Here is a 26,038-nt window from a genome sequence, read left to right as displayed (position 1 = left end):
TGACTATGGAGTGAAATTAAGTATAGGGATGTTAGGAAATTAGACACAGGCTCTTTGAACCTGTGTCTATTATAAGAAGGATTACATTTTTTCAATAAATTCAAGTACTTGAGAACCTGAGTTTACATCAGGAGCTCCACCTTGAGCAAAGTTAGGGCGTCCACCACCACGGCCAGATACTGGCTCGAGGATCTTTTTAAGGAGGTCACCGGCCTTAACGTCTGAGTTAGACCATACAAATGACTTCATTCCTTTATCGTCTTTAGAAAGGAGACACACAATTTGTACCTCGCCCTTATTAATTAAGTTATCACCTAATTCTTTTACGGCCTTAGCATCTGCTTCAAGTGTTGCAGCTAGCATTTTAAAGCCTTCATAGTCGCGCTTAACTTCTTTTGTGAAGTTAGTTGAGCCACCTTTTGCGGCCTTCTCACTCGCCTCTTTAATCTTCTTCTTCATCTCTGAGCGAAGATCTTTAATACGCGCTGGAACATCTGAAGGCTTTGTACTTAGCTCTTTTGCAGCAGCATTTAAAAGCGCCGACCTTTCTTGCATAACTCTTACTGCGGCCGTTCCTGTTACGGCCTCAATACGACGAATTCCTTTTGCAACAGATGTCTCTGTTGTAATAACGAATAGTCCAATATCTCCAGTGCGGCCAACGTGAGTTCCTCCACAAAGCTCAACACTATCTTTTCCAAAAGCGATAACACGAACGTCACTATCATACTTTTCACCAAATAGTGCCATTGCTCCACTATCAATTGCTTCTTCATATGAGCAAAGCTTAGTCGTACGTGAGTCGTTTTGCATAATCCACTTATTAACAAGTGCTTCAACTTTGGCAAGTTCATCCGCAGATACAGCTTGTGGGTTTTGGAAGTCAAAACGTAAGCGCTCCGCCGTAACCATTGAACCTTTTTGGATTGCATGCTTGCCAATAACTTCGTGAAGAGCTGCATGTAGTAAGTGTGTTGCCGAGTGGTTTCTCATCGATGCCTTTCTATTTTCACCGTCAACGATTAATTCTATTTTCTCACCTGTCTCAATTTCACCAGAAATAATCTTAGCGATATGAACATGTGTATTCTTCACTTTCATTGTATCGATAATCTGAAGCTCACCAGTTGAAGTTCTAGCCGTTCCAATATCACCGGCCTGTCCACCTGACTCTCCGTAGAATGGAGTCTCTTTTGTTGCAAAGTAAACTTCATCTTCCGTACGGTAGATCTTTAAAATTTCACTATCTGTTTCTAGTGAGTCGTAACCAGTAAACTCAGTATCGGCAACTTCAATAAACTCAAGTTCAATTCTTTCTTGGTCAGCACCAACAGAGCTCTTACGAGAGATTACACGAGAAGCTTTTCTGTGAGCTTCATAACACTCGTTATATTCAATTTCTGCAAATTCAATATTCTTAGAAGCAAGCTCAGCTTTAATTACTTCCAAAGGAAGCCCATGAGTTGTTACAAGTTCAAAGGCAACATGCCCTGGGAATAATTCTTTTGATTTTGAATTTGAAGATAGTTCTTCTTCAATCTTCTTAAGTCCATTTTCAACGATTGGAACAAATTCATTAATCTCTTGTTCCATATTGTAGATAATTGCTTCACGTGCAGACTTTAGTTGAGGGTAAAAATCTCCAAGCATTTCAATAGTTTTTTGAATATGATTTTTAAAGTTTGGCTTAACACCTCTTGAAATACATGCAGCAACACACTTACGAATTAGACGACGAGGAATATAGCCTTGCCCTTCATTTCCTGGCATTACACCTTCGGCAAGAATCATAATACTTGCACGCATGTGATCAGAAATCATACGCTCTGTTTGCACGTCAGTATTTTTTCCTAGAAGTTCTTTTGAAAGTTTCATCAGTGGTGCCAGTAGATCTGTTTCATAAACAGAGTCACAACCATTCATCACCATTGCAAGTCTTTCAAGACCAGAACCAGTATCAACAGACTTAAGTGGAAGCGGTTCAAATGTTGCATCCTTCTTCTTATTAAGTTCCATGAAAACACCAGCATTCCAGATTTCAATGTAGCGACTTACATCATCAAAGTGTCCACCTGGTTTATACTCTGGCCCATACTCTGCTCCAGTATCATAGAATACTTCAGTACATGGCCCACATGGCCCATGATCTCCAGCTGGCCCCCAGAAGTTATCTTCACCTAGAACAACGATATGATCTTCAGGAACACCACACTTCTTCCATGCTTCAATTGATTCAGTATCTGGCTTGATACCTAAGTCTTCATTTCCACCATAAACTGTAAAATAAAGTCTTTTTGGATCAAAGTTTAACTCGTGAACAAGTAGGTCATAAGCAAGCTTACATGCTCTTTCCTTGTAATAGTCACCAATTGACCAAGAACCAAGCATTTCAAAAATTGTTAAGTGGTGGCGATCACCAACATCATCAATATCTTTTGTACGAATACACGGTTGGTAGTTTGCTAACCTTGGAGACGGAGGAGTCTCCTTCCCAAGAAAGTAATTCTTTAATGGGGCCATCCCAGAGTTGATAAAAAGTAGCGTCGGATCGTTTTGAGGAACGATTGAAGATGCACTAATTTTTAAGTGATCCATCTTTTCAAAGTAATCTAGGAATCTCTCTCTGATCTCGCGAGATGATAATGGCTGCATATTTTCTTCCTTATAATTCAAAGCACAACTAAGTGCATCATATCTATTGTGTATAAGTCTCCAAAATATACTATAAAATCGCTGTTCCGACTACTTCTAGCGTTAAAAAATATGAGCTGAATTAGAATAAAAATGGTTATCAATACAGTTTAAAAAGCATATATTTAGAGGCATAAAAAGAACTAAGAACAAGAACAATTATGGACTGTAAAATCGAACCGGAGATGATGTATGACGCAATTTTATACAGACATGGGAATTAACATGGAGCGACCAAATAATAAGATATTTGTAAACTCTGCAAGAAGTTTCTTAATCCAAGAAACAGTAGCTCGTGGCATTGGAAAACTAACGAAAGATGGTGCCCTAGTTGTTGAGACAGGAAAACATACGGGGCGCAGTGCCAATGACCGTTATATCGTCCGCGATGAAACAACTGAAAATACGATCTGGTGGGAAAATAACTTTAAATCAATGACACCAGAAACTTTTGCTAAGCTTAAGTCACATGTAACAAATTATCTAAATAAAGATCGTGATCTATTCATTACAGAAAGAAGTGTAGGAGCTGATGAAGTACACAACCTTGGAGCAAGGCTTGTGACAACAAACCCAAATCACGCACTTTTCTCAACTCACCTTTTCCGTGAGAAAGTAAGAGACTTTAACGAAAATGACTTCACAATCCTTCACGCGCCAGAGCTTTTACTTGATCCGGCGGAGTTTGACCTAAGATCAGAGACAGCAGTCGTTACTTGTCTTAAGTCTAAGATCACTATTATTGCAGGTACACTTTATGCGGGTGAAATCAAAAAGAGTATGTTTGCAGCAATGAACTATCTTTTACCTGAGTCGAATATTATGCCAACGCACTCTGGAGCATCTCGCCTAGATAACGGTGAAGTTTCAATCTTCTTTGGTCTTTCAGGAACCGGTAAGACAACACTATCAACTGATACAGGAACATTTCTAATTGGTGACGATGAGCACGGAATCAGTGAAGCGGGAACTTTCAACTTTGAAGGTGGATGTTACGCTAAGACATATAAACTTTCTAAAGAAGGTGAGCCTGAAATCTATGCAGCATCAAATCGTTTTGGAGCACTATTAGAGAACGTTGTTCTTGATGAGAGCTCAGGACGTGTTGATTTTTATGATAAGTCACTATCTGAAAATGGCCGTGCTTCATACCCTCTAGAGTTCATTGATGAGCTAGAAAAGACATCACGTGGAGATATTCCAAAGCATGTTTTCTTCTTATCAGCTGATGCCTTTGGAGTTCTTCCTCCAGTTGCAAAACTGACAAAAGAACAAGCAATGTTCTACTTTGTCCTAGGTTACACAGCAAAACTTGCTGGAACTGAAATTGGAGTAAAAGAGCCAACTGCGACTTTCTCTTCATGCTTTGGAGCGCCTTTCATGCTTCGTCACCCAAGCGAGTATGCGAAACTTCTTGGTGAGTATATCGACAAGTTAGGATTTAACGTTTGGATGGTAAACACTGGTTGGACTGGTGGTGCTTACGGAACAGGTCAGCGCTTCCCTCTAAATATTACAAGACAAATCATTCGCAACATTCAAGCAAATAATCTTCAGAATGTTGAAACTGAACAAGATCCAATCTTTGGTCTAAATATCCCTAAAGTTGTGGGAGAAATTCCAAGCACAATTTTAAATCCACAAAAATCGTGGGAAGATCAAGATGCTTACACAGCTAAGGCACAAGAACTTGCAGTTAGCTTTCACAAGCAAATGAGCACATTCGGTAATTTCTATGAAGAAAATATCACTGGTGCTCCAACATTTGGAAAGTAATGAGTTACGAGTATTTAAAAGCATTACATTTAATTAGTATCGTTTGTTGGTTTGCTGGACTTTTCTATATTGTCCGTCTCTTTATTTACCATACAGAGGCTCAAGATAAGAGTGATAGTGAACGAGCTATTTTAAGTACTCAATTCAAAATTATGTCTCGCAGGCTGTGGTATGGAATTACCTGGCCTGCGTGTATTGCCACAGTAATCTTCGGGGCCTCTTTAGTTTATACGACTTATTGGCCAATGAAAGGTCACTACTGGCTTCACCTTAAGTTAACTTTAGTTCTTCTATTGTTAGTGTATCAATTTAAGTGTCATAAGATTTTTAAGGCACTTCAAAACGACACATTTCCTCACTCTGCAAAATTCTTACGAGTGTGGAATGAAGTTGCCACTCTCTTTCTTTTTGCCATTGTTTTTCTTGCAGTGATTAAAAGCTTAGAAGGAATCCTTTACGGAGTTGGTGGAATAATTGCTTTAGGAGTTATTCTTATGGCAGCAATCAAATTTTATCGTAAAGTAAGGAGAGACTAATGAGTAAGATCGTTAAAGGTGGACTATATCAACACTACAAAGGCATGAATTACATCGTTCACGATATTGTACGACACTCTGAAACTTTAGAAGAGTTAGTTTACTACGAATGCCTTTATGAAAATGAGCTTGGAAAGCTTTGGGTACGCCCTCTTGAGATGTTTCTTGAGACAGTTGTTATCGATGGTGTCGAAACACCTCGTTTTAAGTATATCGGTGATCAAAAGGCGAACTCTCGTTTATGAGACATATTAAACTTAAAAAGGTAAAGCATCTTTCTTCTTGGCGTAAAGTTTCCATGAATACATGGAAAATGCCTGTTGATCCTTCAACATATGGACTCTTAAAATTTGATGCGACAAATTTTCAAGAATATACAAAAGATAAAGGGGTTACACCGACTCACCTTTTCACAAAGATTATTGCACAAGTCTTTCACGAGAACCCTCAAATCAATCGAATGATTCGTGGTGCTCATCTTTATCAAAGAGAAAGCGTCGATATTTTCTTACAAGTTTCAGTAGATCATAGCGGTCGAGACCTTTCAGGAACAGTTATCAGAGATGCTGATAAGAAGAGTGTTTTTGAAATAAAAAAAGAACTCATGGATAGTGCAAAGAGCATAAGAAATGATAAGGACAAGTCTTTTAAGAAAGTAAAAAAGGTTGTTACCCTTATTCCAAACTTTCTTGCCAGACCGGCCCTTGCACTCCTTGATATAGCTATGTACCGACTCAATTTCTACACGGGGCTCTTTAGTGTTAAACGTGACCCATTTGGTTCTTGTATGATTACCAGTGTAGGAAATTTTGGAGCTGAATTTGCTTTTGCTCCAATTCCAACAATCTCTCATGTTCCAATTATCTTAAGTCTATTTAAGGTCAAGGAAGAGGCCATCGTTGAAAATGGAGAAATTCTTGCAAGACCAACTCTAACAGTTGGAGCAACACTGGATCATCGAATTATTGATGGAGTTTATGCGAGCAAGATCATTGCTGGGATAAAGAAGTACACAGAAAGCCCACAACTACTTTAAATTACATCTGTTTTCTTTTTAAACGGCCTAGTAGTTATTTCAAAATTCAATATTATTTCCTTAATTCGCTCTAGAATATGAGCATGTATGTAAAATCAATTCTCATATTCATCATGGCCACGAACGCCCTTGCGCTTCAGATTCCATTTTTAGATCGAGACTATGTTATTGATCAGGCAAACGAGGACAGAGCAACATACAGCTATAAAAAAGATGAATATGGCAGGCTTGAGAATACTAGGTGGTACGAGTTAACTTGGCACCTTTTACAAGATGACTACCGAACAGATTTTAAGGCCTATACTAATGAATACAGAGGGACGACCTTTAATGAGGCCAAGATCAACTACTTCTCTCAATTTAACTTTTCTACTGAGGCCAGACACCACCTTGTGGATGAATATCCACTAAAAGAGTGGGGCTTTTTAAACCACTCACCTATTAGAGAAAAGATTAATGATCTTTCTCTATTTTCTAAAGACTTTGAAAAAATTGATTTTAAAACAATCGAACATCCTTATTTCTCAACAGACTTTCAAGTCAGAATGGATGAAGTATCCAAATCTCAACTGAGTTTTGGAAATAAAATAAGAGTTCTAGAAAATCATCATTCTTATCAAAAGAAATTGGAATTAATTCGAGGAGCAAAATCAGAAGTCCTAATGTCTTCGCTTAGCTTTGTTTGTGACAAATCGGTAAAGGTACTTGTAGATGAGCTAATAAATGCTCACCAAAGAGGTGTCAAAGTATATGTTATGGACGATAAGATGATGTCTAAGGCCCTAGGACATAATGAATGTCCTAAGAAACTAAAAAAGAAGGGTGTACAATTTATAAGAGCAAATGACTTCTGGAAATATGAAGGACGTACCGTTTATCACCATAAGAAGCTTGTTGTCGACGGAAAGACTGCAATTATCGGTGGTCAGAATCAATTAAATGCAGACAATTTATCGCAGGATACGGATTTTAAGAATAAGGATATTGATGTCATTATCCAAGGTCCACTTGTTACTGATATCGCCATCGGTTTCTTAAAAGATTGGCAATATTTTAAAAAGAAGAATACTCGTATCATAAGAGGAAATAGAGGAAGTATTATCAGACGTACGGGGCAGCATATTGCAAACCTAGATAAAGAGCTTAACTTTTACAAAGCAAGACAAGAATGGGAAACAAAGAACGAGTTAAGGGGTCAGGCCCAATACCACAAGGTATTAAATAATAAAGAAGAGCGCATGAATGGTGTTTGTCGCTTTATTCAACAATCCCCTTATGAGTATCAAAATAATATTGGAGACGCCTACCTATTGGCCCTTAACCATATTCAAAATTACCTGGGTATTATGGATCCGATTCGCTCTGACACTTATTACAACTCGGTTTTTAAAGATGCACCACTCATTGAGAAATTTGATACTTTTAAAATGTTCAACAAACTTCATTACAAGTTAAAAGGTCTCCAAGAAAGAGGTATCTCACTAGATTTCATTACAACAGGCACAGATATGACAGGTAATGAAATAATCGATATAAAAAATGAAGAGATTAAGGACCTCATTTTAACTGAAGGCATTAGCGATAAATTGCTTCGTAAGAAAATAGAGAAAAAACTTAAGAGCATAAAGAAGTGGAACGACCACTTTGGAGAGGCCCATTTTGCAAACTTAATCAAAGACTATTCAGGATTTGATAATACGCGTGTTTGGCTACACATTAGCTTTCTTCACTCAAAAGTTTTTTATTTTGATAGAATCTTATCAAGTATTGGTAGTTACAATTTCCAACACAATGCTACCGATCATTCATACGAAAACACCCTACTTTGTTTAGACAAGGAGCTTAATCGAGAGCTAGATGAAGTCTTTGTTAGAGATATGGCAAACTCGGTTCCACTAAAATTTAATAATTTAAAATAATTTCCGATGAGTGCCTAGGAAACTATTCTTAGGTGGTAATATGAAGCTCAGTTATATCTTTAAAATTTCATTAGTGACTATTTTTGCAATAGTAATTCAGGCTTCTGAAATGAAGATAAAGCTTAATAAAAGCTTCTTTCCTAAAAAAGAAATCACTATTGATGCTGACTCTCCTGATCGTATAATCGTCGAGTACGATCTTATGTACTATATAAGTGATGGCTGTGCAGCTGATGTCATTACTTCTTATAAGCTTGGCGGTTGCCCACGAAAAAAGTACAAGACCCTAAGAAAAGAGAGCAAGTATATCGTTGAACTTGGGAACTCAAGTGCTCGAAAAGGCAAAGGGCCACAAACGATTAGGCTTTCTGTGAAACAAGAAAAGAAAGACTCTTACGATATTATACCAGTGATCACAATCTTAGATGGCAATGAAGACCAAATTAAAATTGAAGATCCTTGGTTTAGTGCAACGAAAGTTACTCTAGAATCACGCGATCATGTCATTAACCAGTCGCAAGCTAATCAAAAAGGTGGCGAGCACAAAGGCCAACGAAACCATAAAGACAACAAAGTGAAATCTCACAACCAATAGAGATTTTAAACACTTAGAAAAGAACACATTTACTCAAGTATTTCCCCCATCTCTCCGATAAGAATAAAGTAATGAGAGAAAGGGAATTATCGTAATGATTTATTCAAAGAAAAAAATTTTAAAACTATGTGGACTCATAGCTCCACTACTCTTCTCAACACCTTTGCTTGCAAATGACGACAAGGTTGTGGATCAAATCATTGAAGGACATGAGTTCTATGAAGCAAGTGTTCATGGTTCAAAGATTAATATTCTAGAGTCAGATGCCTACAAAACTGCATTTACAGCACATTTAAAAGCAAGACTTACAGAAGTTATTATGGAAAAGGCCGAGCCTCTTTTACAAGAGGAAAAGGCATTATTAGATAAGATTGCCAATGGAGATACATCAACAAGTACCCGCGATATTCTTAGTAATGTTCGTGCAAAACTCGACGTATATCGCGATAGAGAAGAAGTAAGAAAGCTCTACCGTGAGGTCAAAGAAGAGGAAGTGAATAAAGAAAGTAATTACTGCTATGATTATTCACAAACGACTCTTAGAATCGTCTCAAATGGAGAGATGACTATTCGTTGTATTCAAAATGAAAGTGCTCGCAATATTGTAAAGGTCACCCAACTAAATCCAAAGGATCGTAGTGACCTTGAAGTAAAAACAACTTCGGCCACTAGGCCAGAGCCAGTTGAGGAACAAACTCCAGAAATTGAGAGAAGGTATTACTTCTGTTACGAGAGAACAAAGAATATCTTAGCAAAAGAGAATAATTGTCGACCAAAGAGATTAGAGCTTTCTGAGGAAGAACTTGAAAAAGTTGGACGAAGTAATTGTTATCCAATCGATCAAAGTTATAAGTACGACCCTAAAGATGGCTTCACACCAACCGCGAAGCTATACGGAAAGTGTCGTGATGAGATCTGTACAAATCAAAGTGAACAAATTGATTTTGCAAGTTTTGAACTGATCTCTTTCTCACAAGAAGATCCAAAGCAATGTATCGATGATAACTCAAAGTCTCGAGTGTGTGCTCAAACCTACAAGTGTAAGAATCAAACTTACCAAATTACTTGTGAGTTCAATGATGAGGAGACTGTTGACGAAAATCCATGTCACGTAAAAACAATTCTTAATTCAACGATTGAGAACAAGTGTAGTGTTATTGAACTAGGAACGGAGGTATAAGATGAAGTTTTTAATTTCTGTTCTATTTTCAATTACTTCAATTTTTAATACGTACGCATTTACGGTTCCGACTGTATATAATACGGGAAAATTAATTAATGTTACGAAAGAACACTACTTAATTCAAACGAAGTCGAAGAAATATATTAAGGTTAAACCATTTTTAAAGAACCCAAAAATAGGGATTCAAGTAACCTACCCTATTTCAACAACAGATGTTGCAGTTTCAGATAATTATATTTATCAGAAAGCTTTAACGATGCTTCCACAAAGTGAATATACTTCAGATATTATCGAAGCTTATCTGAAAACTCTTTCCGAAGTATCACGAAATGGACTTTATAAAGTTGAAAGTACAAATGGTGGCAGGTATTCATTTAACTTTGTCATGGATATGCTAATTCCTACGGCCTGTGCCGAAGGACAAGATTGCAATAATATGTGTTACTTTGGAGGATGGGCATCCACAAGAAAAGGGAGTTATTGCCAAGCACCTTGGAAGGTTTCGGGACTTGATAAAGTTAAGAGTGTCGATTCAGAAGTTTATACTAATAACTATAGCTGTGGTGGAAAAAACCTATTCCGTTGTAACCCAAAAATATTCGGAGCCTACGACTCTAGTCTAGACCCAGTACAATTTGTTGCGACAAGAAACTCAAAGAGAAATAGTGAAGCTGGTATTTGTATCAAGGTCTCACCTTCTTATGCTCATGCGACAGCGCAATGTCTTGAGGCTTCTGCAAAAGTTCCTAACTTTAAAGAATCTCTAAAGGAACGCTACAACAATAACAAAGAAACATTTGAAAAGATCATTGATAATGTGAATTGTTTTTGTGAATCAAAGAGTACACCTAAGAAGGCCTTCAGCTGTAACGCTCTAAAAGAGAGACTTGCAACGATTTTTGAAAAGCCAGAAACACCAGAGGTTCCAGTTGTTCAAGAACCAGTTGAGGAACCGACACCTCCACAGGTCGAAGAAAAAGAACCAGTGGCAATTCCGGAATCAATTCCACGTGAAGCAGATGGTGGAGACGAAGAAAAATTTGTTCCTATTCAAGAAGAGATTGAACAAGAAGAAGAACTTCTTCCTGACGATTTAATCTATTACAATTGTAACTTTGACTCGGATGAAAAATTATTTGAAGGAAAGAATGCTAATTGTTCGAATAAGGGAGTATGTCTTAAGAAGCTAATTTGTGAAGCACACTCTGAAAAACAGAAGAAATTTGATATCAAGTCAAAACTTCTGGCCTACTGCCCTTGTGATGAAAACGATGCCACACAATGTGCTAATGCCAAAGCAGATAAGGCCATTCGAACAGGAACACCTGACTCATCAAATTCAACATCTGTACAAGAACAGTAATTATAGTAACTCTAATAATTCATCAATTTTTGCATTAACTAGTTCAAGCTCATGGCCTGCGCTAGTTATTGCATCGGTGTCACCGGCCGCTGAAGCATTCTGAATTTTTTCTTCAAGAACAGATTGATACTTTTCTAAAGTTTCAATCTGGGCCATAACCTCTTCCTCTTTGTATTTATTTCCAGATACTTTAGGCTCTTCTTTCTTAGCTGGTTCCACTTTTACAGGCGCAGGCTTTTCTTTTGCTGGTTTAACATCTTCTTCCCAGCCAATCTTTTCAAGGAATTCATCATAAGTTCCTTCAAAAAACTCAGCGCCATCTTTTCTAAAGATCACAAGCTTATTAACACAAGACCTTAGAAGGTCTTCATTGTGGGTAACAATGAGGCATGCCCCTTCGTATTCGTTTATGGCCTCACCAAGAGACTCAATGCTCTCCATATCTAAGTGGTTTGTCGGCTCATCTAGGAAAAGTAGGTTCGTTTTTTTTGCCAGAATCTTTCCAAGCATAACTCTTGCTTTCTCACCACCTGACAGCACAGAGATTCTCTTATCAGAATCTTCACCAGTAAAGAGCATTGTCCCAGCAATGGCCTTTACTCTTGTAATAGGAAGTTCTGTATTAACTTCTTGAATCTCTTGAGCAATTGTATTTTCCGCATGAAGGCGTTTCACATTAGTCTGGCCAAAGTGACCAAGAGCAAGACTTGGGTGTTCCCAAATCTCTCCAGTCCCTTGCTTAAGTTCATGGGAGAGAACATTGAGAAGAGTCGACTTCCCCTTTCCGTTTTTTCCAATAATCCCAATTCGATCTTCGCGGTCGACTTCAAAACTAACTCCTGAAAATAAGTCTTCATCACCATAGCCAAAGCTTAGGTCATGAACTTTCATAATTTGTTTCCCAGGACAAGGAATATGATTGAATGAGAAGTCTAAGTCAGCAATCTTTTCAAGTTGCTTCATATCCTGCATTTTCTCAATCGCCTTAAGACGTGACTGAGCTTGCGATGCACCCCTGGCACTTACACGGTACTTATCCACGTAATCCATCATGTGCTTTATTTTCTTTTCTTGGTTCACACGAGTTTGTTCATAGATAATTTCATCTTGCTCAAGTTGCTCGTAGTACTTCTTTGTCGGCCCTTTTATTTTTCTAAGCTTTCCACGGTGAACACCCATAGTATGAGTTGTCACTGAGTCCATAAAGGAGCGGTCGTGAGTAATGATAATGACTTCACCTTGAAATGTTCTTAAAAATGAACGAAGCCATTGAAGTGAGACGATATCAAGATAATTTGTTGGCTCATCTAATAATAGGCAGTTCGGCTCAGTCAAAAGAGTTTTGACGAGATTAATTCGAATCTGATATCCACCAGAAAAACTTTGGGGGCTTTTTAAAAAATCTTCATCAGAAAAGCCTAGTCCAGTTAAGAGTTTTTCCGCACGGTAAGTCTCATATTCAAATTCAGGCCCAAGGGCCGACATGCATTCAGCAAGTACAGTCTCATGTGTGAAGTGGATATGTTGATCTAACGTACCGATTTTATAAGATTTTGGTATCTTCACCTCACCACTATCATGGGACTCGACACCAGTAATAACCTTAAACAAAGTCGATTTACCAGTTCCGTTACGTCCGACTAGGCCTATTCTTTCACCCGTATTGAGGGAGAACGTCACTTCTTCAAAAAGCGTTCGGCCACCAAAAGATTTAGTTACATTTACAAGCTGAATCATATATATTGTGTAGCAAATAAATTCATTAATAGAAAGCAGATAAGACAGACAAGAAAGGGGCACAATGAGTCAATTCGAGAAATTAAAAAACATCGCAGTAGTTGCGCACGTTGACCACGGTAAAACAACCATGGTTGATGAAATCCTAAAGCAATCAAACACTTTTGACGAACGCGCTGAAGTTGAAGAGAGAGTAATGGACTCTGGCGAGATCGAAAAAGAACGCGGGATTACAATTACAGCTAAAAACTGTTCTTTCTTTTACAAAGACACAAAGATCAACCTACTTGATACTCCAGGCCACGCGGACTTTGGTGGAGAAGTAGAAAGATCTCTAATGATGGTTGATGGTGTACTACTTCTAGTAGACGCTTCTGAAGGTCCTCTTCCACAAACTCGTTTTGTACTTAGAAAGGCACTTTCACGTGGACTTAAGGTTGCCGTTATTATCAATAAGGTTGACCGTCCAGACCAAAGAATTGACGAAGTTAAAGGTGAATGTGAAGACCTACTTCTTGAAATTGCGACTGAACTTGAAGTTGAAGATTTCGATATTGATATCCCTTTCATCTATGCTTCAGCTAAAAATGGTTGGGCCGCAATGGAGCCAGGTGTAGTTAGAGAAGACATGATTCCAGTTTTAGACTTTATGGTATCTGACTACTTCCCAGAGCCAGAAAGAGATATTGAATCTCCACTACAACTTCTAGTATCGAACCTTACATACTCAAAATTCCTAGGACAGCAATTTGTAGGTCGTATCCACAAAGGTACAATTGTTAAAAATCAACAATTCACTTGTATCGGTGATGGTAAAACTAAAAACTTTAAAGTTTCAAATATTCAAACTTACTCAGGTCTTCAAACTGTTGAAGTTAACGAAGCTCACGCTGGTGAGATCGTAATCTGTGCAGGTATTGAAGAAGTTCATATTGGAGATACAATCACTCCAACGACAGCTCAAAACCCATTAGAAAGAATTGAAGTTGAACCGCCAACTGTTGCAGTTAACGTATCGGTTTCAACATCTCCAATGAGTGGTCAAGAAGGTGAATACCTAACTTCAAGAAAGCTTGAAGAATTCTTACAAGATGCTTGTCGTCTAAACGTTGCTCTTAAGTATGAAGCAACTGATGATGCAAAAGTATATAAGCTTAAGGGCCGTGGTGAGCTTCAAATCGCTATCGTATTCGAAGAGCTAAGACGTAAAGGTTTTGAGCTAATGGTTTCAAGACCAGAAGTTCTTTTCCAAGAAATCGACGGCCAGAGACAAGAGCCATATGAGCTAGCAGTTCTTGATGTTCCTGATGATTTCACAGGAGTTGTAACAGAGAAGCTTTCAATCAGAAAAGGGATCATGTCTTCAATGATGCCAATTGGTGAAGGCCGTACAAGAATTGAATTTGAAATTCCATCACGTGGTCTAATTGGTTACCGTGGTGCTTTCATGACTGATACTCGTGGTGAAGGGATCCTTTCAACTGAATTCTTAGGTTACCGTCCATACGCAGGAGATATGCTTGCTCGTCAAAACGGTGCCATTATCTCAGATAGAGCTGGTAAAGTTACAGGGTACGCTGTCTTTAACCTTCTTAACAACGGTGAATTCTTTGTTGAACCAGGTGATATGGTTTATGAAGGTATGGTTATCGGTGAAAGTAAGAAAGAGAACGATGCCAACGTAAATATCTGTCGTGGTAAGCAGCTGACTTCAGTTCGTACTGCTGGTAAAGATGAAAATATCATCCTTCCACCAGTAAGACCAAGAACTCTTGAGTGGGCACTAGACTGGATTGATAATGATGAGTGGGTTGAAGTAACTCCACAAAATATCCGTATCAGAAAGAAAGAGCTTGCTGCTAATAAACGTTCAGTAGTTAGAAAAGAAAAAAAGAGTAAAGATTAGGCAAAATTGTCGGCATTAAAAATTTTTAAAGCTACGAATATAGGCCCCTAGAGAGAAACTAGGGGCTTTTTTTTATCAAGATTACAGCTCCTTAAGTACCTATAATTAAAGAAATTCTATAAATTATTCCCCAAAGACGCGGTGAACATATATTTATCTTATTGACGATTATATGAACCAACCTTTAAAATCAATACGTTATAGTTCAAAACTAAAGAACGAGAAGTTGAATCATGTCAAAATCTTTAAAGGCACATAAGCCACACGTAACAATCGTTGACGACGACAGCGATAACTTAGAAAACTATCAAGATCTTCTTGAGGATGATTTTGATCTGGAGTTAATTCAGAACCCTCTAGAGTTACTAAGTTTCTTAAACACTAATAAAACAGACATCATGGTACTGGATCTTCACATGCCTGAAGTGAATGGTTTCGAACTATTCAGCAAGGCCAGAGAACTAGCTCCTCGTACACCTGTTATCTTCTTAACGGGAGACCCTTCTGAAGAAGCTTGTGTAAAAGGGCTTGAGATTGGTGCACAAGACTTTATTGTTAAGCCAGTTACTATCAATGAACTAGTTGCTCGTATTAAAAATAAAGTTGAAGCTAAGAAGAGTAAGCACCGTCGTAAAAAGAAGAATGAGATTAATTTTGAAGATCATAATTTTTCAATCAACCTTGATCAGCAAAATGTCACTCTTGAAGGTAAAGAGATTAAGCTTACGACAACTGAGTATAAGATCATCACGCTATTAGCTTCAAACCCTAACAAAATCTTTTCAAGAGATCATATCTCTCAAGTAGTTTGGGCAGACAGTGATGTGAACTCACAAAATATTGATACTCACCTATCAAATCTAAGAAGAAAGATTAAGCCTTTCTCAAACTACATCAAGACGATTAAGTCTCGTGGTGTCCTACTAAGACTGTAGAATTTCTTTTAATATAATCTCACTCGCATGCTCCCTATCTTGAGGGGTAGCATGTGATGGGATCTTTTTAATTTCTTCAAGTAAATCACAATTCCCAAATTCATCTTCAGTAATAACAACCGACCCCAAAAGACGATTTGCTTCCATTGCATTATGATACTGTTCATTTTTTTGAGCGATCTTCAGGGGAATATAAAGACTTGGTTTTCCAATTGCAATTAACTCCGCCACCGTTCCCGCACCAGAGCGAGAGATAATATACTTTGCGGCCTTCATTAGATCTGGCATTTCATCACCAAGGAAAGCAACTGGATAGTAACGGCTGCTTTCAAGAGAGCTATATTCATCAATATACTGGCTCCCCACTTGGTGGATAACAACAAATTGCTTCGTTAGCGAATCCAAGTTCTCTTTAATTTTATCATTTAAAAGTTTTGAGCCATTTCCCCCACCAGTGATAAAGAAAATAGGTGCTTCGGAGTCTTTTAATTCAATACCTTTGAAAGTACGAGTTTTTAACTGAGTTGTTTTAAACTCATCACGTACCGGATAACCAGAATAACGAACAATCTTTTGAGGAAAGTATTTTAATGAATCTCTAAAACTTACAAATACACGGTGAGCAAAAAGTGAAGCAATCTTATTTGCAAGTCCTACACGAGAAGTCTGTTCATGAACAATAATTTTATAACCGAGGAGTTTTCCTGCAATAACAGTAGGAACACTAACAAAGCCCCCCATTGATACAATTGTATTTGCTCTCATTCGAATATGGGCAAGATAGTAAAAGCATTGGACTAGCCCAATCATTAAGCGAAAAATATCTGTCACATTTTGCCAGTCTAAGTATCTTCTAAGCTTACCGGTTGAAACACCAATATAGCGATTAACCTTATCCTGAGTGAGCTTAGACTCAATTCCCGTATATGAGCCGATATAGTAAATCCTTACTCCATCCTGCTTTAATTTTTCAATTAAAGTAAGGGCAGGAACAACGTGTCCGCCACTTCCACCACCAGTAAATACGACTGCTTTTTCTTTTCTCTTATTTCTCATAGAGAAATTATACATATTTTGCAGCTACATAGCCAGAGGACCAGGCCCATTGGAAGTTATATCCTCCTAGAAGTCCTGTAACATCAAGAACTTCACCTACAAAGTAAAGATTCTTTTGCAATCGACTCTCCATTGATTTAGAGCTTACTTGATTTGTATCGACACCACCTCTCGTAACTTCGGCCTTGCGGTAACCTTCAGTTCCACTTGGTACAAAAGTCCAATGGTGCATAACTTCGATAAGTTTTTCTTTTTGCGCCCCAGACAATTCAGCACAATTTCTATTTAAAGGAAGCTCATGTTGAGCAAGCCAAAGCTCTACAAAGCGAGTTGGTAGATGTCCCTTTAAAGCATTCACTAGATTCTTTTTCTTATGTTCTTTTAAGATTTCATAAAGATCAGATTTAGGAAGAAAATTAATCTTCACTTCATCTTTCTTATTCCAATATAACGATGCTTTTAGGATCGATGGGCCACTTAGTCCCTTGTGAGTCCATAGAATATTTTCTAGAAATTTCTTATTCCCTACTTTTACTTCCGACTCAATTGCAATACCTGCCAGGTTCGCATTAACCTTATCTAGCGTAAACGGAACAAGTGCAGGTGTCGTCTCGATTAATTTATGACCAAATTTCTTGGCCACACGATAACCGATATCCGTTGCTCCAAGCCCAGGAAAAGAAAGACCACCAGTTGCAAGAACAAGTGTTTCACTTGAGAAGGTTGTCCCATCACTTAAAGAAACCACATACTCTTCTTCGTGTTCCACGTCGATAACTCGACTATTTACTCTCAATTCACAGTTACTTGGAATAGACTTTTGTAGCGCCTCGAGAATTCCACGAGACTTTTGATCACAAAAGAGCTGCCCTAGAGTCTTTTCTGTATACGTTAGATTGTGTTCAGAAATAAAAGAAATAAAGTCCCAATTCGTATACTGGCTTAAGGCCGACTTACAAAAATGAGGATTACTTGAAACATAGAAATTAGGAGTGACATCAAGATTAGTGAAGTTACAACGGCCTCCACCAGAGACAAGAATTTTCTTTCCAGGACCTTTGGCACCTTCAAGGATTAAAACGCTTCTTCCTCTCTTGGCAGCATGAATGCCGCAGAATAAACCTGCGGCACCAGCACCAATGATTATGACATCATATTTTTTCATTTAATTAGAATGAGTTGCGAGAGTTTCCTCTATTACCGTTTGAACGTCCAGAGTTGCGACGGTTACCAAAACCACCACGACCGCCACGATCACCACCGCGTCCACCGCGATCGCCACCACGACCAAAACGTCCACCACGACCACCATCGCGTCCACCATCACGTGAGCGCTCTTTTGTCGCTTCAAATCTTAGCTTTTTATTACCGATAAATACTTGTTCTTCACCGTTAATAAGTAGCTTTCCACTTTCGATAGGAATATCGATGAAAGAGAATTTATCTTTTAACTGAACGTTACGGATCTTTCTCTGGTCAATATTAAGCTCACCTGCAATTGCGTCTAGGAAAGACTTAATTTGAGCTCCATCATCACGTCCGTAGTTTACGAAACAACGGATATTTCCACGGTTGTCAGCTCTAACTTCACCACGAGCACCACGCTCTCCTCTCTCACCTCTTTGTCTTGGCTCCATATCAATGATTGGATTCATTTCAAAACGCTTTAAGTTATCAGAGAAAAGTGACATGTACATCGCTCTTAGTACTTGCTCTTTTTCTAGGTGATCAAAGTTTTCAGCGAAAATATTGAAGCTTTCATCAAGGTTGTCATCACCTTCAAGTTCTTCAAAGATTTCATCAAAGTGATTAAGTTTACGACGAACCATTGCACCTTTAAGAGTATCAACAGTTGGAATTCTTTCTCTTTCGATCTTTGCTTTTGTTAGTCTTTCAAGAGCAGAGATCTTTCTAATTTCACTTGGTGAAACAACTGAAAGAGCTAAACCTTTTTGACCTGCACGTCCAGTACGACCAATACGGTGTACGTAAGACTCTAGATCTTGTGGAAGGCCATAGTTGAAAACGTGAGTTAAGTGATCAACGTCAATCCCACGAGCAGCAACATCAGTACATACAAGAAGTTTAACTTTCTTGTTCTTGAATTTCTTCATTGTTACATCACGATGCTTCTGGTCCATATCTCCGTGAAGAGAATCTGCAAGATAACCTCTTAGGTTTAGTTCATCACAAAGAGAGCTTGCTTCAAGCTTTGTCTTTGTGAAGATAATCCCGTAGTAGTCTTCAACAGCATCAAGAAGACGACAAACCGCTTCTCTCATGTTTTGATCTCGTACTAGGTAGAACTTCTGAGTGATATTATCATTTGAAAGAGTCTTCTTTTGAACTCTTACGATCTCAGGGTTATCAAGGTAGTTTTTGATTAAATCAAGAATTGCAGGTGGCATCGTTGCAGAGAACATCCACGTCTTCTTATTTTCTGCTTGAGCAAGAATTTCCTTAACATCATCAAGGAATCCCATATCAAGCATTTCATCAGCTTCATCTAGAACTGCATACTTAACATTTTCAAGTTTAAGTACACCACGATCGATAAGGTCAAGAACACGTCCTGGAGTACCTACAACGATTTGTGGTCTAATCTTTTTTAGATTTCTAATTTGATTATCAATTGGTGTACCACCATAAACCGACATCGTTTTAACTGTTTCAAAAGTTGAGAATTTCTTAATCTCTTCATTGATTTGGTTAGCAAGCTCTCTCGTTGGAGAAAGGATAATTGCTTGGATATTTTTCTCATTTCCATCAATACGGTGAAGTAGTGGTAGAGAGAAAGCCGCAGTCTTACCTGTCCCAGTTTGGGCCTGACCAACAAAGTCAGTGTCTTTTTCAATTAGTAATGGGATAGCATTAGACTGGATATCTGTAGCTGTTTCGAACCCTCTATCTTCGAGTGCACGAAGCAGCGATTCCTTAAGTGGAATTTCGTTAAAATTCAATTTTGACTCCTTAAACGCAAGCCTAGAATGCTGGCCACGGATTTTTTGCTCGACAAGAGCGGGATAATGACTAAGTGACCGTCATTTTTAATAGGCGTAATTTCTTAATTTCCGGGACTCTAACACGCTAGACGCTGTGTTTCAAGGGCCGTGGAAATAATACAATTGTTCAATTATTAATTGTATTAAACTCTGATCGTAAATTTTTGGCCATGTTGCTAAAAAATGTTGAGACCGTGATGGATTTATTAAGTAACCAATGGTCAGTGCTACAAGTAAATGTGTATGTATAGCGAGTTTTGCCACCGGAGGCAGGCATTATATAGTAAACCCCACCAGAGGTTTGCATCACACTGTTATTACTAAGAGGAGAAGAGATATAGGCCTTAGATTGCTTATCATTCAACATCTCCATCGTGATCTTGAAACCATCCATATAGCGATAGACACGAATAAGGTCATTATATGTATAAAGACCGCGATTATATGATCTGCGCTTTACAACAAAACGCTTAATTTCATTCTTATCCAGTTTCTTAACTTTAAGATTTTTAATGATTACTGATTCGATTAGGGAATCACTAGAGAATGGACATGAGATATTTTTAGCAGAAAGCGTACGCTTATCCCTGTACTCGTTATTACAACGCTTATCAAAGGCAAGAACTGTTTCTAGAACCTTATCAACAGGCTGAGCAATCGTATCGCTAATTGTTCCCTGATAGAAGCGAATGCCCTTCTTTTTTCCAGAAAGCATTGAGACATCAAATTCCTTTGATTTTTCACGGTAGTCTATTTCAAATTTTTTGATATTGATTGCATATGATGAAATCGCCGCAAATACTAAAATAAGAGTCTTCATGCCATCTATTTACCACCATTTGAAAATTTGGGCAAAGACAATAGGCTCTAAATAAAACTATATTACTCTCTATTGTCTTTGTGATCGTTGAAGAAGCGATTAACGGCATCTTCTCCGTCTTCCGCGCTAACTTCTAGTAATGTATTCATCGCATCGAGAATACGATCTTCTTCATCAGCAGAATAGTCATTATGAGCAAGGCGATCTTCTAAGTTTCTTATAACATGTTGTAATGCCGTCTCTTCTGCTAAAATCTGCCTTTTTAAAAGAAGACTATCAAGGGCCTTTTGCCTTTTTATAATTGAAATATTAAGAGCAGTACTCTCTTGCTCATGATGATAAATTTCTTCTTTGATTGTATTTAGCTTCTTCTCTAACTCAAGATCAAGATCACCAGCAAATGAGCTAGCTGAAATCAATAGAGTAAAGAATGCGAATGATAATGCCTTCATGTTAATTTCCTTTAATTTAAGAATTGAACTAAAATCAGATTATCATCAACAAAGAATATTTCACTCAATCTTGAAAGCATTACAAGTGCTGTACAAAAGGTACACACGAATTTATCGAGGCCCTTTAAATACCAAAAGGCCTCAAGTAGCTGAAATTGTTTTAGAAGTCGCGAAATACTTCGTCTTCGATGAATTCAGAAGTTTCAAAATTCTTAAACCACAGCTTCGCAGAGATAGTCTTGATGATCTCACCCGTTTTTACATCTTTTATTCCGATATCAAGATTGGCAATGTCACCAGCGATCTCATAACACTCTTCCATCGTTGTATTATCAATAATGCGCTTTTTGGCCCACTCATGAAAGACACGACTCATTTTTATTCTAACTGGTAAGTTGTCACCAAAGTTTCCCTGTACCATACAAGCAGTACTTAACGGTACTGGCATTGGCTCAGTTGTTTGGTCACTATCCGTTTGATCATTTGCAAATGAATTAAGCCCCGTTAGAAGCACAAGTAAACACAGAAATCCCTTTAACATTTTAGGCATAAATCCTCCCTCTCATTAGAATTCACATTTTGATATGGGAAAACCTATCAATATCTAAGAGGCTCGACAAACCAAGTTCATACAAATTGAGAAAGATTAAGAAAATATTAACCTTATTCTAATGCCATTAGAAATTTGTCATTGGAGATATGGGAAAAATAACTTCAGAAGTAGCAGAATACTGAGAACGGCCACCCCAGTAATCGATATACTTATAGCGAAAATAATAGCGTCCATCTCGGGTGCTACGCCAACAGAATTCAGACCTATCAGACCAGAGTTCCCTGACGATTCGCTTCATCTTACTATCGCGATAAATTTCAATATAGTATTTCTTTGCAGTCTTATAATCAGGAAGATCGACTCGGTAGCACTTATCTTTTGAATTATACTTCATCACATACTTATTCATCTGCTTCGGCCTACTATTTTCAGGGGGAGTAAGAATGAAGTTCTTTTCGCCAAATGAAACGAGTTGATCATTTTCAAAATGAGAAATTTTAATTTTATAATGGCCGGTTTGATTTTCTTTGAAGTCATATGAACGTTGATTAACGATCTCTCTATTTATTACTTTATCTTTGCTATTGAGAACTTCGACAACGTATTTACCAGATTTAGATAATTGATTTAGAGAACTCCAATTAAAGGATTCGGTAATCATATCTTTCTTATTTTTAGGAGTTCCTCTTTCAATCACAATCTGCTGAATTTCGACCTTCTCAACAACCTTGAGTTCTTCAACCACTTCAGCCACTTCAACTTCAGTAGGCTTCTCTTTTGTTTTGCTAACTTTTGGAACAGGGAGAATAGGAACGACAGCTTTATCCTTAGAAGGATTTATAAAAGCTGAAGCAATGACCACTCCCACAACGATCAAGGAGATTAAAATAATTTGATTAGTTCTATTTTTCTTATTTTTTAATATTTTTTTCAGAACTGATCTCTCTTCTTTTCGGGTTTGAAAAATCATACTTTTTTCTTACCGCATGATACTCCATTTGAACTGTCTCAAAGTCTTTGTAGTATAGAGTAAACCCAGGAAAGATAAGATCATAGTCATCAATGATCTCTTTATTATTATCCCAAATATTAATCCAGAAACGGCTATTGCCTTCATATACTCCCTGTGAAATTTTTCCCAGAGTATCATCCTTCTTAATTAGATATGGCTCGCCTTCAGGTCTTATATATTCCAACTCTTCAGGAATTCTTGGAACCTTAATTGTTTGTCCAACATGCATATCAACTGTTCCATTTAATTCTCTGATCTCTTTCCACTTACGAATATCTTTGTAGAGATAGAAAGCAATTTTCATGGCCGTATCAAATTCTTGAACGACATATAGGTCATATTCCATACTTGAAGACGCTGGAGCGCGATTACCTTTTAAAGAGATTTCTTTTTCAATGATATTTCTTTTTGGAATATCTTCGTAAATAGTATCCGATCGCAAGAGATCACTCTTCTCACTAACAGTCCCAAGATTAAAAACGAGATCATCCTGAGTTAGAACGAGAGTATCCCCTTCAACTACTGAATCGTCATCTGCAATAAACTTGTAAGCATCAAATGAACAAGATTGAAAAATAAGAGCAATAAATAAAACTGAAATTAAATTATACTTTTTCACATACACCTCAATATATATTGTCGGCATTAGTGAATAAAAGTTTAAATTTTATAAAATATAGCCAAAACCTAGTCCCACTCTTAGTGTCGTGATATCAGATGGGCCATTCATCCAATGATATTTAATTAAACTGTGAGCAAAGAAATTATTTCCGACGTTTTTAAACAGGTATAAGAGAATTTTGCTACCAGTAAAGCTTTGTGTATTTTCTGCGTTAGCTAAACTTATGCTTCTTTGAGATGATAGCGACTGTGAATAGCTTAATTTAGTAAAAATCCTATGTCCTAGTACCTCTATTGAGCGAGAGGCCCCTACAGTGAGGTAGAGCACTTCATTTGTATCGAAAGTAACAAGGTCGTTCTTCTGTAAATTTTCAAGATTGAAAGTATTAAACTTTTCAAAATCGAAGCCTGCATACAATGAGATGGCAGGAGACTGTAAGCGATATGAGAAATAGATGTTACCACCAATTTCTGGATCCACCTTAACTTTATCACTAGTATAGTTGTCAATCTCAGCAGTCGTTAGATAAGAGTAATAAAGACTACCAGAAATATTATATGAACTATCCTTTGGATAATAAGCAGAGCTTAGACCTAATGAGACTGGTGAGTTTTGTAAAAAGCTAACATCTGCATAAGATGGATTAGCTTGCGAAAACTTACCATAAGAGGCCATATAAAAAACTGAAGAACGAAAGGACTTTTGGCCAAGCTGCTCCTTTATCCTATTCATACTTTTTTGACTTATTTGTTCTGTCTTATTAAGCCTGTGCTGGAAAACTGAGAATTTATTATAATCGAGTAAATCGACAGAAATATAAAGTTGGAGAATTGTATCCTTTTGTAATTTTGAAAAGTCTAATTGATTGGCCTTCATTGTTCGCTTAACCATTTCGTGGTTAATGCTGACGACTGCTTCATCAATAATAAATTTCTTATATATTTCAGATAGTCGTTCTCCATCAAAAGCTATCCGATATGGAAATTTTATGAAATCGACATTCTTATTTCTTACTACTTCTTTAAAATCAATTGGCTCTGCACGCACAGAGAAGAAACAAAAGAGAGTTATTAGTATTACTTTTATAATTTTCACTTAAATCCGATTTTTAACTACAAATTGTATTTAATTATAACAAATGATTGATTTGAAGCAACCGCCTTCGTGCAGAGTGGAACATAGGATCGTTTAAACAAGTAATACGATCAATTCATCTTACGAAGTTGAGAGCTAAATAATGACAAAATTAAATTAAAATTGAAGAAAGGCAAAAAAAAAGACCGCGAAAGCGATCTACCAAAAAGATGGTGCCCAGAAGAGGACTTGAACCTCCACGCCAAAGGCACTAGATCCTAAGTCTAGCGTGTCTACCAATTTCACCATCTGGGCACAATTAAAAATTTTTCAAAAATTTCATTGGTAAGGCGTGAGAATATTTATAAGGGACTTCATTCAAAATGGCAAGAAAAAAATTAAGCTGCTGATTTATTTTTATTATTAAGCTTTCTCTCTAAGTCTTTAATTTTATTTGAAAGGATTTTATTTTCCTGATTTATTTTATGATTATCTTTTTTTAGAGAAGAAATTTCTGTCTCCATCTTCGATTTAATCTTATTTTGTTTATCCATTAGCTTCTCAAGATGGGCAATTTTCTTATTATTTACTCCGCCACTAGCAGCTGCCTTCTTCGCCTTCTCTAGTGTTTGTATTTGAGACTGAGCAAATTTAAGCCTTTGCTTGTACATCTTGATTTCAATATTAGCATCCTTAAGTTTGGTCTCCAGATCTTCACCTGAACCAGCACCACCAGATGCACCTCCATTAAACTTTGATAATTCTTTTTCTAGGTCTTCAACCTTTAGAATCTCTTCCTTTAGCTTTTGTTGGGCAAGCGAAAGCTCTTGCTTATCTTCTGCTGCAGATAAATTGGCGGCATCAACCTTTTGGCTCATCACTTCGATTGAGTCATTTTTGATTTCAAGCTCTTTTGAAAGTTGCTTAACCTTATCCTCAAGGTCTTGCATTGCTCGCTGCTCTCCCATAGATCCTAAAGGAGACTCACCATCCCCCTCGCTTACAGGAGCGGCATTACTAGGTGATTGCTTGGCCTGCTCTAACTTTGCCTGCATTTGTTCAAATAAGTGGCTCATACGAGCAACTTTCTCTTTCATGGCAAAGAATTCTGACTCTCTTATAAATTGCTCTACAGACTTGCCACTTTTCTCCAACACTTCTTCAGCAAGACTTCCCTCAACACCTTCTTTAACTGTTTCAAAGTCTTCTTTTGGAACGTTATAATTTTCTTCGACATAGCCCTGAACTGAATTAATGTATTCATTATAGGTTTCAGGCCCTTTTTCATTTAGAATTTTAGATTTTATTTCTTCTTTTAGAGCATCGTTATCAATTGGCCAATTTTCGGCCTTAACAAGGTCTTTTAAAGTTTGTCTGTCCACCTTGTTAAAGAAGTTTTCGTTAAACTCTTCTCTACTTTGTTCCTCAAAGCTATTAACTACTGTTAATCTAATTGCTTCTTTTAAGCTCTCTGTTCTTTCTTTATTAAGTACAGATTTTTTTATAAAATCAATATCATCATCAGCAAGAACTTTTAGAATTTGCTTATCAGGATAGGCTTCTAGATGATCGAGAAATTCATCATTTGTTACTTCTCTTTTTGATAGAAAATCAATAATTCGCTTTAACTCTTTAAGAGTTACCTTCTTTACGATTGGGTCATGGTAGTTGGTATGATCAACAATTTTTTCACTAGCATTTGCTACTGTTTCACTATTAGAGATGACTCTAGACGCTCCCACTTCATAATCAAAACGCGCAATATATGAC

General features: G+C 37.4%; 22 protein-coding genes and 1 tRNA gene. 10 read left to right on the top strand and 13 right to left on the bottom strand.

Annotated elements, in window-relative coordinates:
• Positions 1 to 81 precede the first annotated feature (81 nt).
• Positions 82 to 2,652 carry an alanine--tRNA ligase gene (gene alaS / locus ABMA79_RS00115; protein ID WP_392857527.1) on the bottom strand — a complete coding sequence of 857 codons (2,571 nt, stop codon included), beginning with the start codon at positions 2,650 to 2,652 and terminating at the stop codon, positions 82 to 84.
• Between the two features lie 231 nt (positions 2,653 to 2,883).
• On the opposite strand from alaS, the gene ABMA79_RS00110 reads away from it, so the two are divergent.
• The 8 genes from ABMA79_RS00110 (at position 2,884) to ABMA79_RS00075 (ending at position 11,099) form a co-directional block, all read left to right on the top strand.
• A complete protein-coding gene (locus ABMA79_RS00110) occupies positions 2,884 to 4,467 on the top strand; it encodes a phosphoenolpyruvate carboxykinase (ATP) (protein WP_392857529.1) in 1,584 nt (527 codons plus the stop codon).
• Positions 4,467 to 5,003, top strand: a complete 537-nt coding sequence (locus ABMA79_RS00105; protein ID WP_393089304.1) for a CopD family protein — start codon at positions 4,467 to 4,469, stop codon at positions 5,001 to 5,003. The genes ABMA79_RS00110 and ABMA79_RS00105 overlap by 1 nt, the downstream gene beginning before the upstream one ends.
• Complete coding sequence (locus ABMA79_RS00100) at positions 5,003 to 5,248, top strand: DUF1653 domain-containing protein (RefSeq protein WP_392857533.1); 246 nt, start codon at positions 5,003 to 5,005, stop codon at positions 5,246 to 5,248. Before ABMA79_RS00105 ends, ABMA79_RS00100 begins: the two co-directional genes overlap by 1 nt.
• Entirely contained in the window at positions 5,245 to 6,039 is a 795-nt protein-coding gene (locus tag ABMA79_RS00095) for a 2-oxo acid dehydrogenase subunit E2 (RefSeq protein ID WP_393089301.1), read from the top strand. Before ABMA79_RS00100 ends, ABMA79_RS00095 begins: the two co-directional genes overlap by 4 nt.
• Before the next feature lie 83 nt (positions 6,040 to 6,122).
• Positions 6,123 to 7,958, top strand: a complete 1,836-nt coding sequence (locus tag ABMA79_RS00090; RefSeq protein ID WP_393089300.1) for a phosphatidylserine/phosphatidylglycerophosphate/cardiolipin synthase family protein — start codon at positions 6,123 to 6,125, stop codon at positions 7,956 to 7,958.
• Between the two features lie 40 nt (positions 7,959 to 7,998).
• Entirely contained in the window at positions 7,999 to 8,553 is a 555-nt protein-coding gene (locus ABMA79_RS00085) for a hypothetical protein (protein ID WP_393089297.1), read from the top strand.
• Positions 8,554 to 8,647: 94 nt separating this feature from the next.
• Entirely contained in the window at positions 8,648 to 9,733 is a 1,086-nt protein-coding gene (locus ABMA79_RS00080; protein WP_393089295.1) for a hypothetical protein, read from the top strand.
• A 1-nt stretch (position 9,734) separates the two neighbouring features.
• Entirely contained in the window at positions 9,735 to 11,099 is a 1,365-nt protein-coding gene (locus ABMA79_RS00075) for a hypothetical protein (protein ID WP_393089292.1), read from the top strand.
• Here the strand turns inward: ABMA79_RS00075 and ABMA79_RS00070 are convergent, their stop codons facing one another.
• On the bottom strand, positions 11,100 to 12,836 hold the full coding sequence (locus ABMA79_RS00070) for an ABC-F family ATP-binding cassette domain-containing protein (RefSeq protein ID WP_392857545.1): 1,737 nt from the start codon (positions 12,834 to 12,836) through the stop codon (positions 11,100 to 11,102).
• A 64-nt stretch (positions 12,837 to 12,900) separates the two neighbouring features.
• Here ABMA79_RS00070 and typA point away from each other — a divergent pair, with 64 nt between their 5' ends.
• Positions 12,901 to 14,742, top strand: coding sequence for a translational GTPase TypA (typA, locus tag ABMA79_RS00065; protein ID WP_392857548.1), 1,842 nt, complete (start codon positions 12,901 to 12,903; stop codon positions 14,740 to 14,742).
• A 233-nt stretch (positions 14,743 to 14,975) separates the two neighbouring features.
• Entirely contained in the window at positions 14,976 to 15,677 is a 702-nt protein-coding gene (locus ABMA79_RS00060) for a response regulator transcription factor (RefSeq protein ID WP_392857551.1), read from the top strand.
• Here ABMA79_RS00060 and ABMA79_RS00055 read toward each other — a convergent pair.
• The 11 genes from ABMA79_RS00055 to ABMA79_RS00005 all read right to left on the bottom strand — a co-directional run.
• Entirely contained in the window at positions 15,666 to 16,733 is a 1,068-nt protein-coding gene (locus ABMA79_RS00055) for a glycosyltransferase (protein WP_392857554.1), read from the bottom strand. The genes ABMA79_RS00060 and ABMA79_RS00055 overlap by 12 nt on opposite strands.
• 7 nt (positions 16,734 to 16,740) lie before the next feature.
• Positions 16,741 to 17,898, bottom strand: a complete 1,158-nt coding sequence (locus tag ABMA79_RS00050; protein WP_392857556.1) for an NAD(P)/FAD-dependent oxidoreductase — start codon at positions 17,896 to 17,898, stop codon at positions 16,741 to 16,743.
• A 4-nt stretch (positions 17,899 to 17,902) separates the two neighbouring features.
• The gene (locus tag ABMA79_RS00045; RefSeq protein WP_392857558.1) at positions 17,903 to 19,693 is read right to left on the bottom strand and encodes a DEAD/DEAH box helicase; all 1,791 of its coding nucleotides are present in this window, start codon (positions 19,691 to 19,693) and stop codon (positions 17,903 to 17,905) included.
• 169 nt (positions 19,694 to 19,862) lie between these two features.
• On the bottom strand, positions 19,863 to 20,555 hold the full coding sequence (locus ABMA79_RS00040; protein ID WP_392857560.1) for a hypothetical protein: 693 nt from the start codon (positions 20,553 to 20,555) through the stop codon (positions 19,863 to 19,865).
• 62 nt (positions 20,556 to 20,617) lie between these two features.
• The gene (locus tag ABMA79_RS00035; RefSeq protein ID WP_393089289.1) at positions 20,618 to 21,007 is read right to left on the bottom strand and encodes a hypothetical protein; all 390 of its coding nucleotides are present in this window, start codon (positions 21,005 to 21,007) and stop codon (positions 20,618 to 20,620) included.
• A 160-nt stretch (positions 21,008 to 21,167) separates the two neighbouring features.
• Positions 21,168 to 21,557, bottom strand: a complete 390-nt coding sequence (locus ABMA79_RS00030) for a hypothetical protein (protein WP_393089286.1) — start codon at positions 21,555 to 21,557, stop codon at positions 21,168 to 21,170.
• Positions 21,558 to 21,684: 127 nt separating this feature from the next.
• Positions 21,685 to 22,530 (bottom strand): hypothetical protein, encoded by an 846-nt coding sequence (locus ABMA79_RS00025; protein WP_393089283.1) that lies wholly within the window; start codon positions 22,528 to 22,530, stop codon positions 21,685 to 21,687.
• Positions 22,472 to 23,191: a hypothetical protein gene (locus ABMA79_RS00020; RefSeq protein ID WP_393089280.1), complete on the bottom strand. Its 720-nt coding sequence runs from the start codon at positions 23,189 to 23,191 to the stop codon at positions 22,472 to 22,474. The genes ABMA79_RS00025 and ABMA79_RS00020 overlap by 59 nt, the downstream gene beginning before the upstream one ends.
• 48 nt (positions 23,192 to 23,239) lie before the next feature.
• Positions 23,240 to 24,289 (bottom strand): hypothetical protein, encoded by a 1,050-nt coding sequence (locus ABMA79_RS00015; protein ID WP_393089277.1) that lies wholly within the window; start codon positions 24,287 to 24,289, stop codon positions 23,240 to 23,242.
• A gap of 210 nt (positions 24,290 to 24,499) precedes the next feature.
• Positions 24,500 to 24,583, bottom strand: a tRNA-Leu gene (locus ABMA79_RS00010).
• An 83-nt stretch (positions 24,584 to 24,666) separates the two neighbouring features.
• The coding region (locus ABMA79_RS00005; protein ID WP_393089274.1) for a hypothetical protein at positions 24,667 to 26,038 on the bottom strand (1,372 nt) is incomplete at its 5' end.

Origin of the sequence: Halobacteriovorax sp. HFRX-2_2 (assembly GCF_043196705.1) — a bacterium.
Taxonomy (GTDB): Bacteria; Bdellovibrionota; Bacteriovoracia; order Bacteriovoracales; family Bacteriovoracaceae; genus Halobacteriovorax_A.
This window is presented reverse-complemented; position numbering and strand designations above follow the sequence as displayed.

Coding starts and splice junctions, on each gene's coding strand:
- ABMA79_RS00040 (WP_392857560.1), bottom strand. CDS start 20,555: ATGAAGACTCTTATTTTAGTATTTGCGGCGATTTCATCATATGCAATC.
- ABMA79_RS00050 (WP_392857556.1), bottom strand. CDS start 17,898: ATGAAAAAATATGATGTCATAATCATTGGTGCTGGTGCCGCAGGTTTA.
- ABMA79_RS00035 (WP_393089289.1), bottom strand. CDS start 21,007: ATGAAGGCATTATCATTCGCATTCTTTACTCTATTGATTTCAGCTAGC.
- ABMA79_RS00075 (WP_393089292.1), top strand. CDS start 9,735: ATGAAGTTTTTAATTTCTGTTCTATTTTCAATTACTTCAATTTTTAAT.
- alaS (WP_392857527.1), bottom strand. CDS start 2,652: ATGCAGCCATTATCATCTCGCGAGATCAGAGAGAGATTCCTAGATTAC.
- ABMA79_RS00110 (WP_392857529.1), top strand. CDS start 2,884: ATGACGCAATTTTATACAGACATGGGAATTAACATGGAGCGACCAAAT.
- ABMA79_RS00070 (WP_392857545.1), bottom strand. CDS start 12,836: ATGATTCAGCTTGTAAATGTAACTAAATCTTTTGGTGGCCGAACGCTT.
- ABMA79_RS00030 (WP_393089286.1), bottom strand. CDS start 21,557: ATGCCTAAAATGTTAAAGGGATTTCTGTGTTTACTTGTGCTTCTAACG.
- ABMA79_RS00060 (WP_392857551.1), top strand. CDS start 14,976: ATGTCAAAATCTTTAAAGGCACATAAGCCACACGTAACAATCGTTGAC.
- ABMA79_RS00080 (WP_393089295.1), top strand. CDS start 8,648: ATGATTTATTCAAAGAAAAAAATTTTAAAACTATGTGGACTCATAGCT.
- ABMA79_RS00055 (WP_392857554.1), bottom strand. CDS start 16,733: ATGAGAAATAAGAGAAAAGAAAAAGCAGTCGTATTTACTGGTGGTGGA.
- ABMA79_RS00095 (WP_393089301.1), top strand. CDS start 5,245: ATGAGACATATTAAACTTAAAAAGGTAAAGCATCTTTCTTCTTGGCGT.
- ABMA79_RS00090 (WP_393089300.1), top strand. CDS start 6,123: ATGTATGTAAAATCAATTCTCATATTCATCATGGCCACGAACGCCCTT.
- ABMA79_RS00105 (WP_393089304.1), top strand. CDS start 4,467: ATGAGTTACGAGTATTTAAAAGCATTACATTTAATTAGTATCGTTTGT.
- typA (WP_392857548.1), top strand. CDS start 12,901: ATGAGTCAATTCGAGAAATTAAAAAACATCGCAGTAGTTGCGCACGTT.
- ABMA79_RS00100 (WP_392857533.1), top strand. CDS start 5,003: ATGAGTAAGATCGTTAAAGGTGGACTATATCAACACTACAAAGGCATG.
- ABMA79_RS00025 (WP_393089283.1), bottom strand. CDS start 22,530: ATGATTTTTCAAACCCGAAAAGAAGAGAGATCAGTTCTGAAAAAAATA.
- ABMA79_RS00085 (WP_393089297.1), top strand. CDS start 7,999: ATGAAGCTCAGTTATATCTTTAAAATTTCATTAGTGACTATTTTTGCA.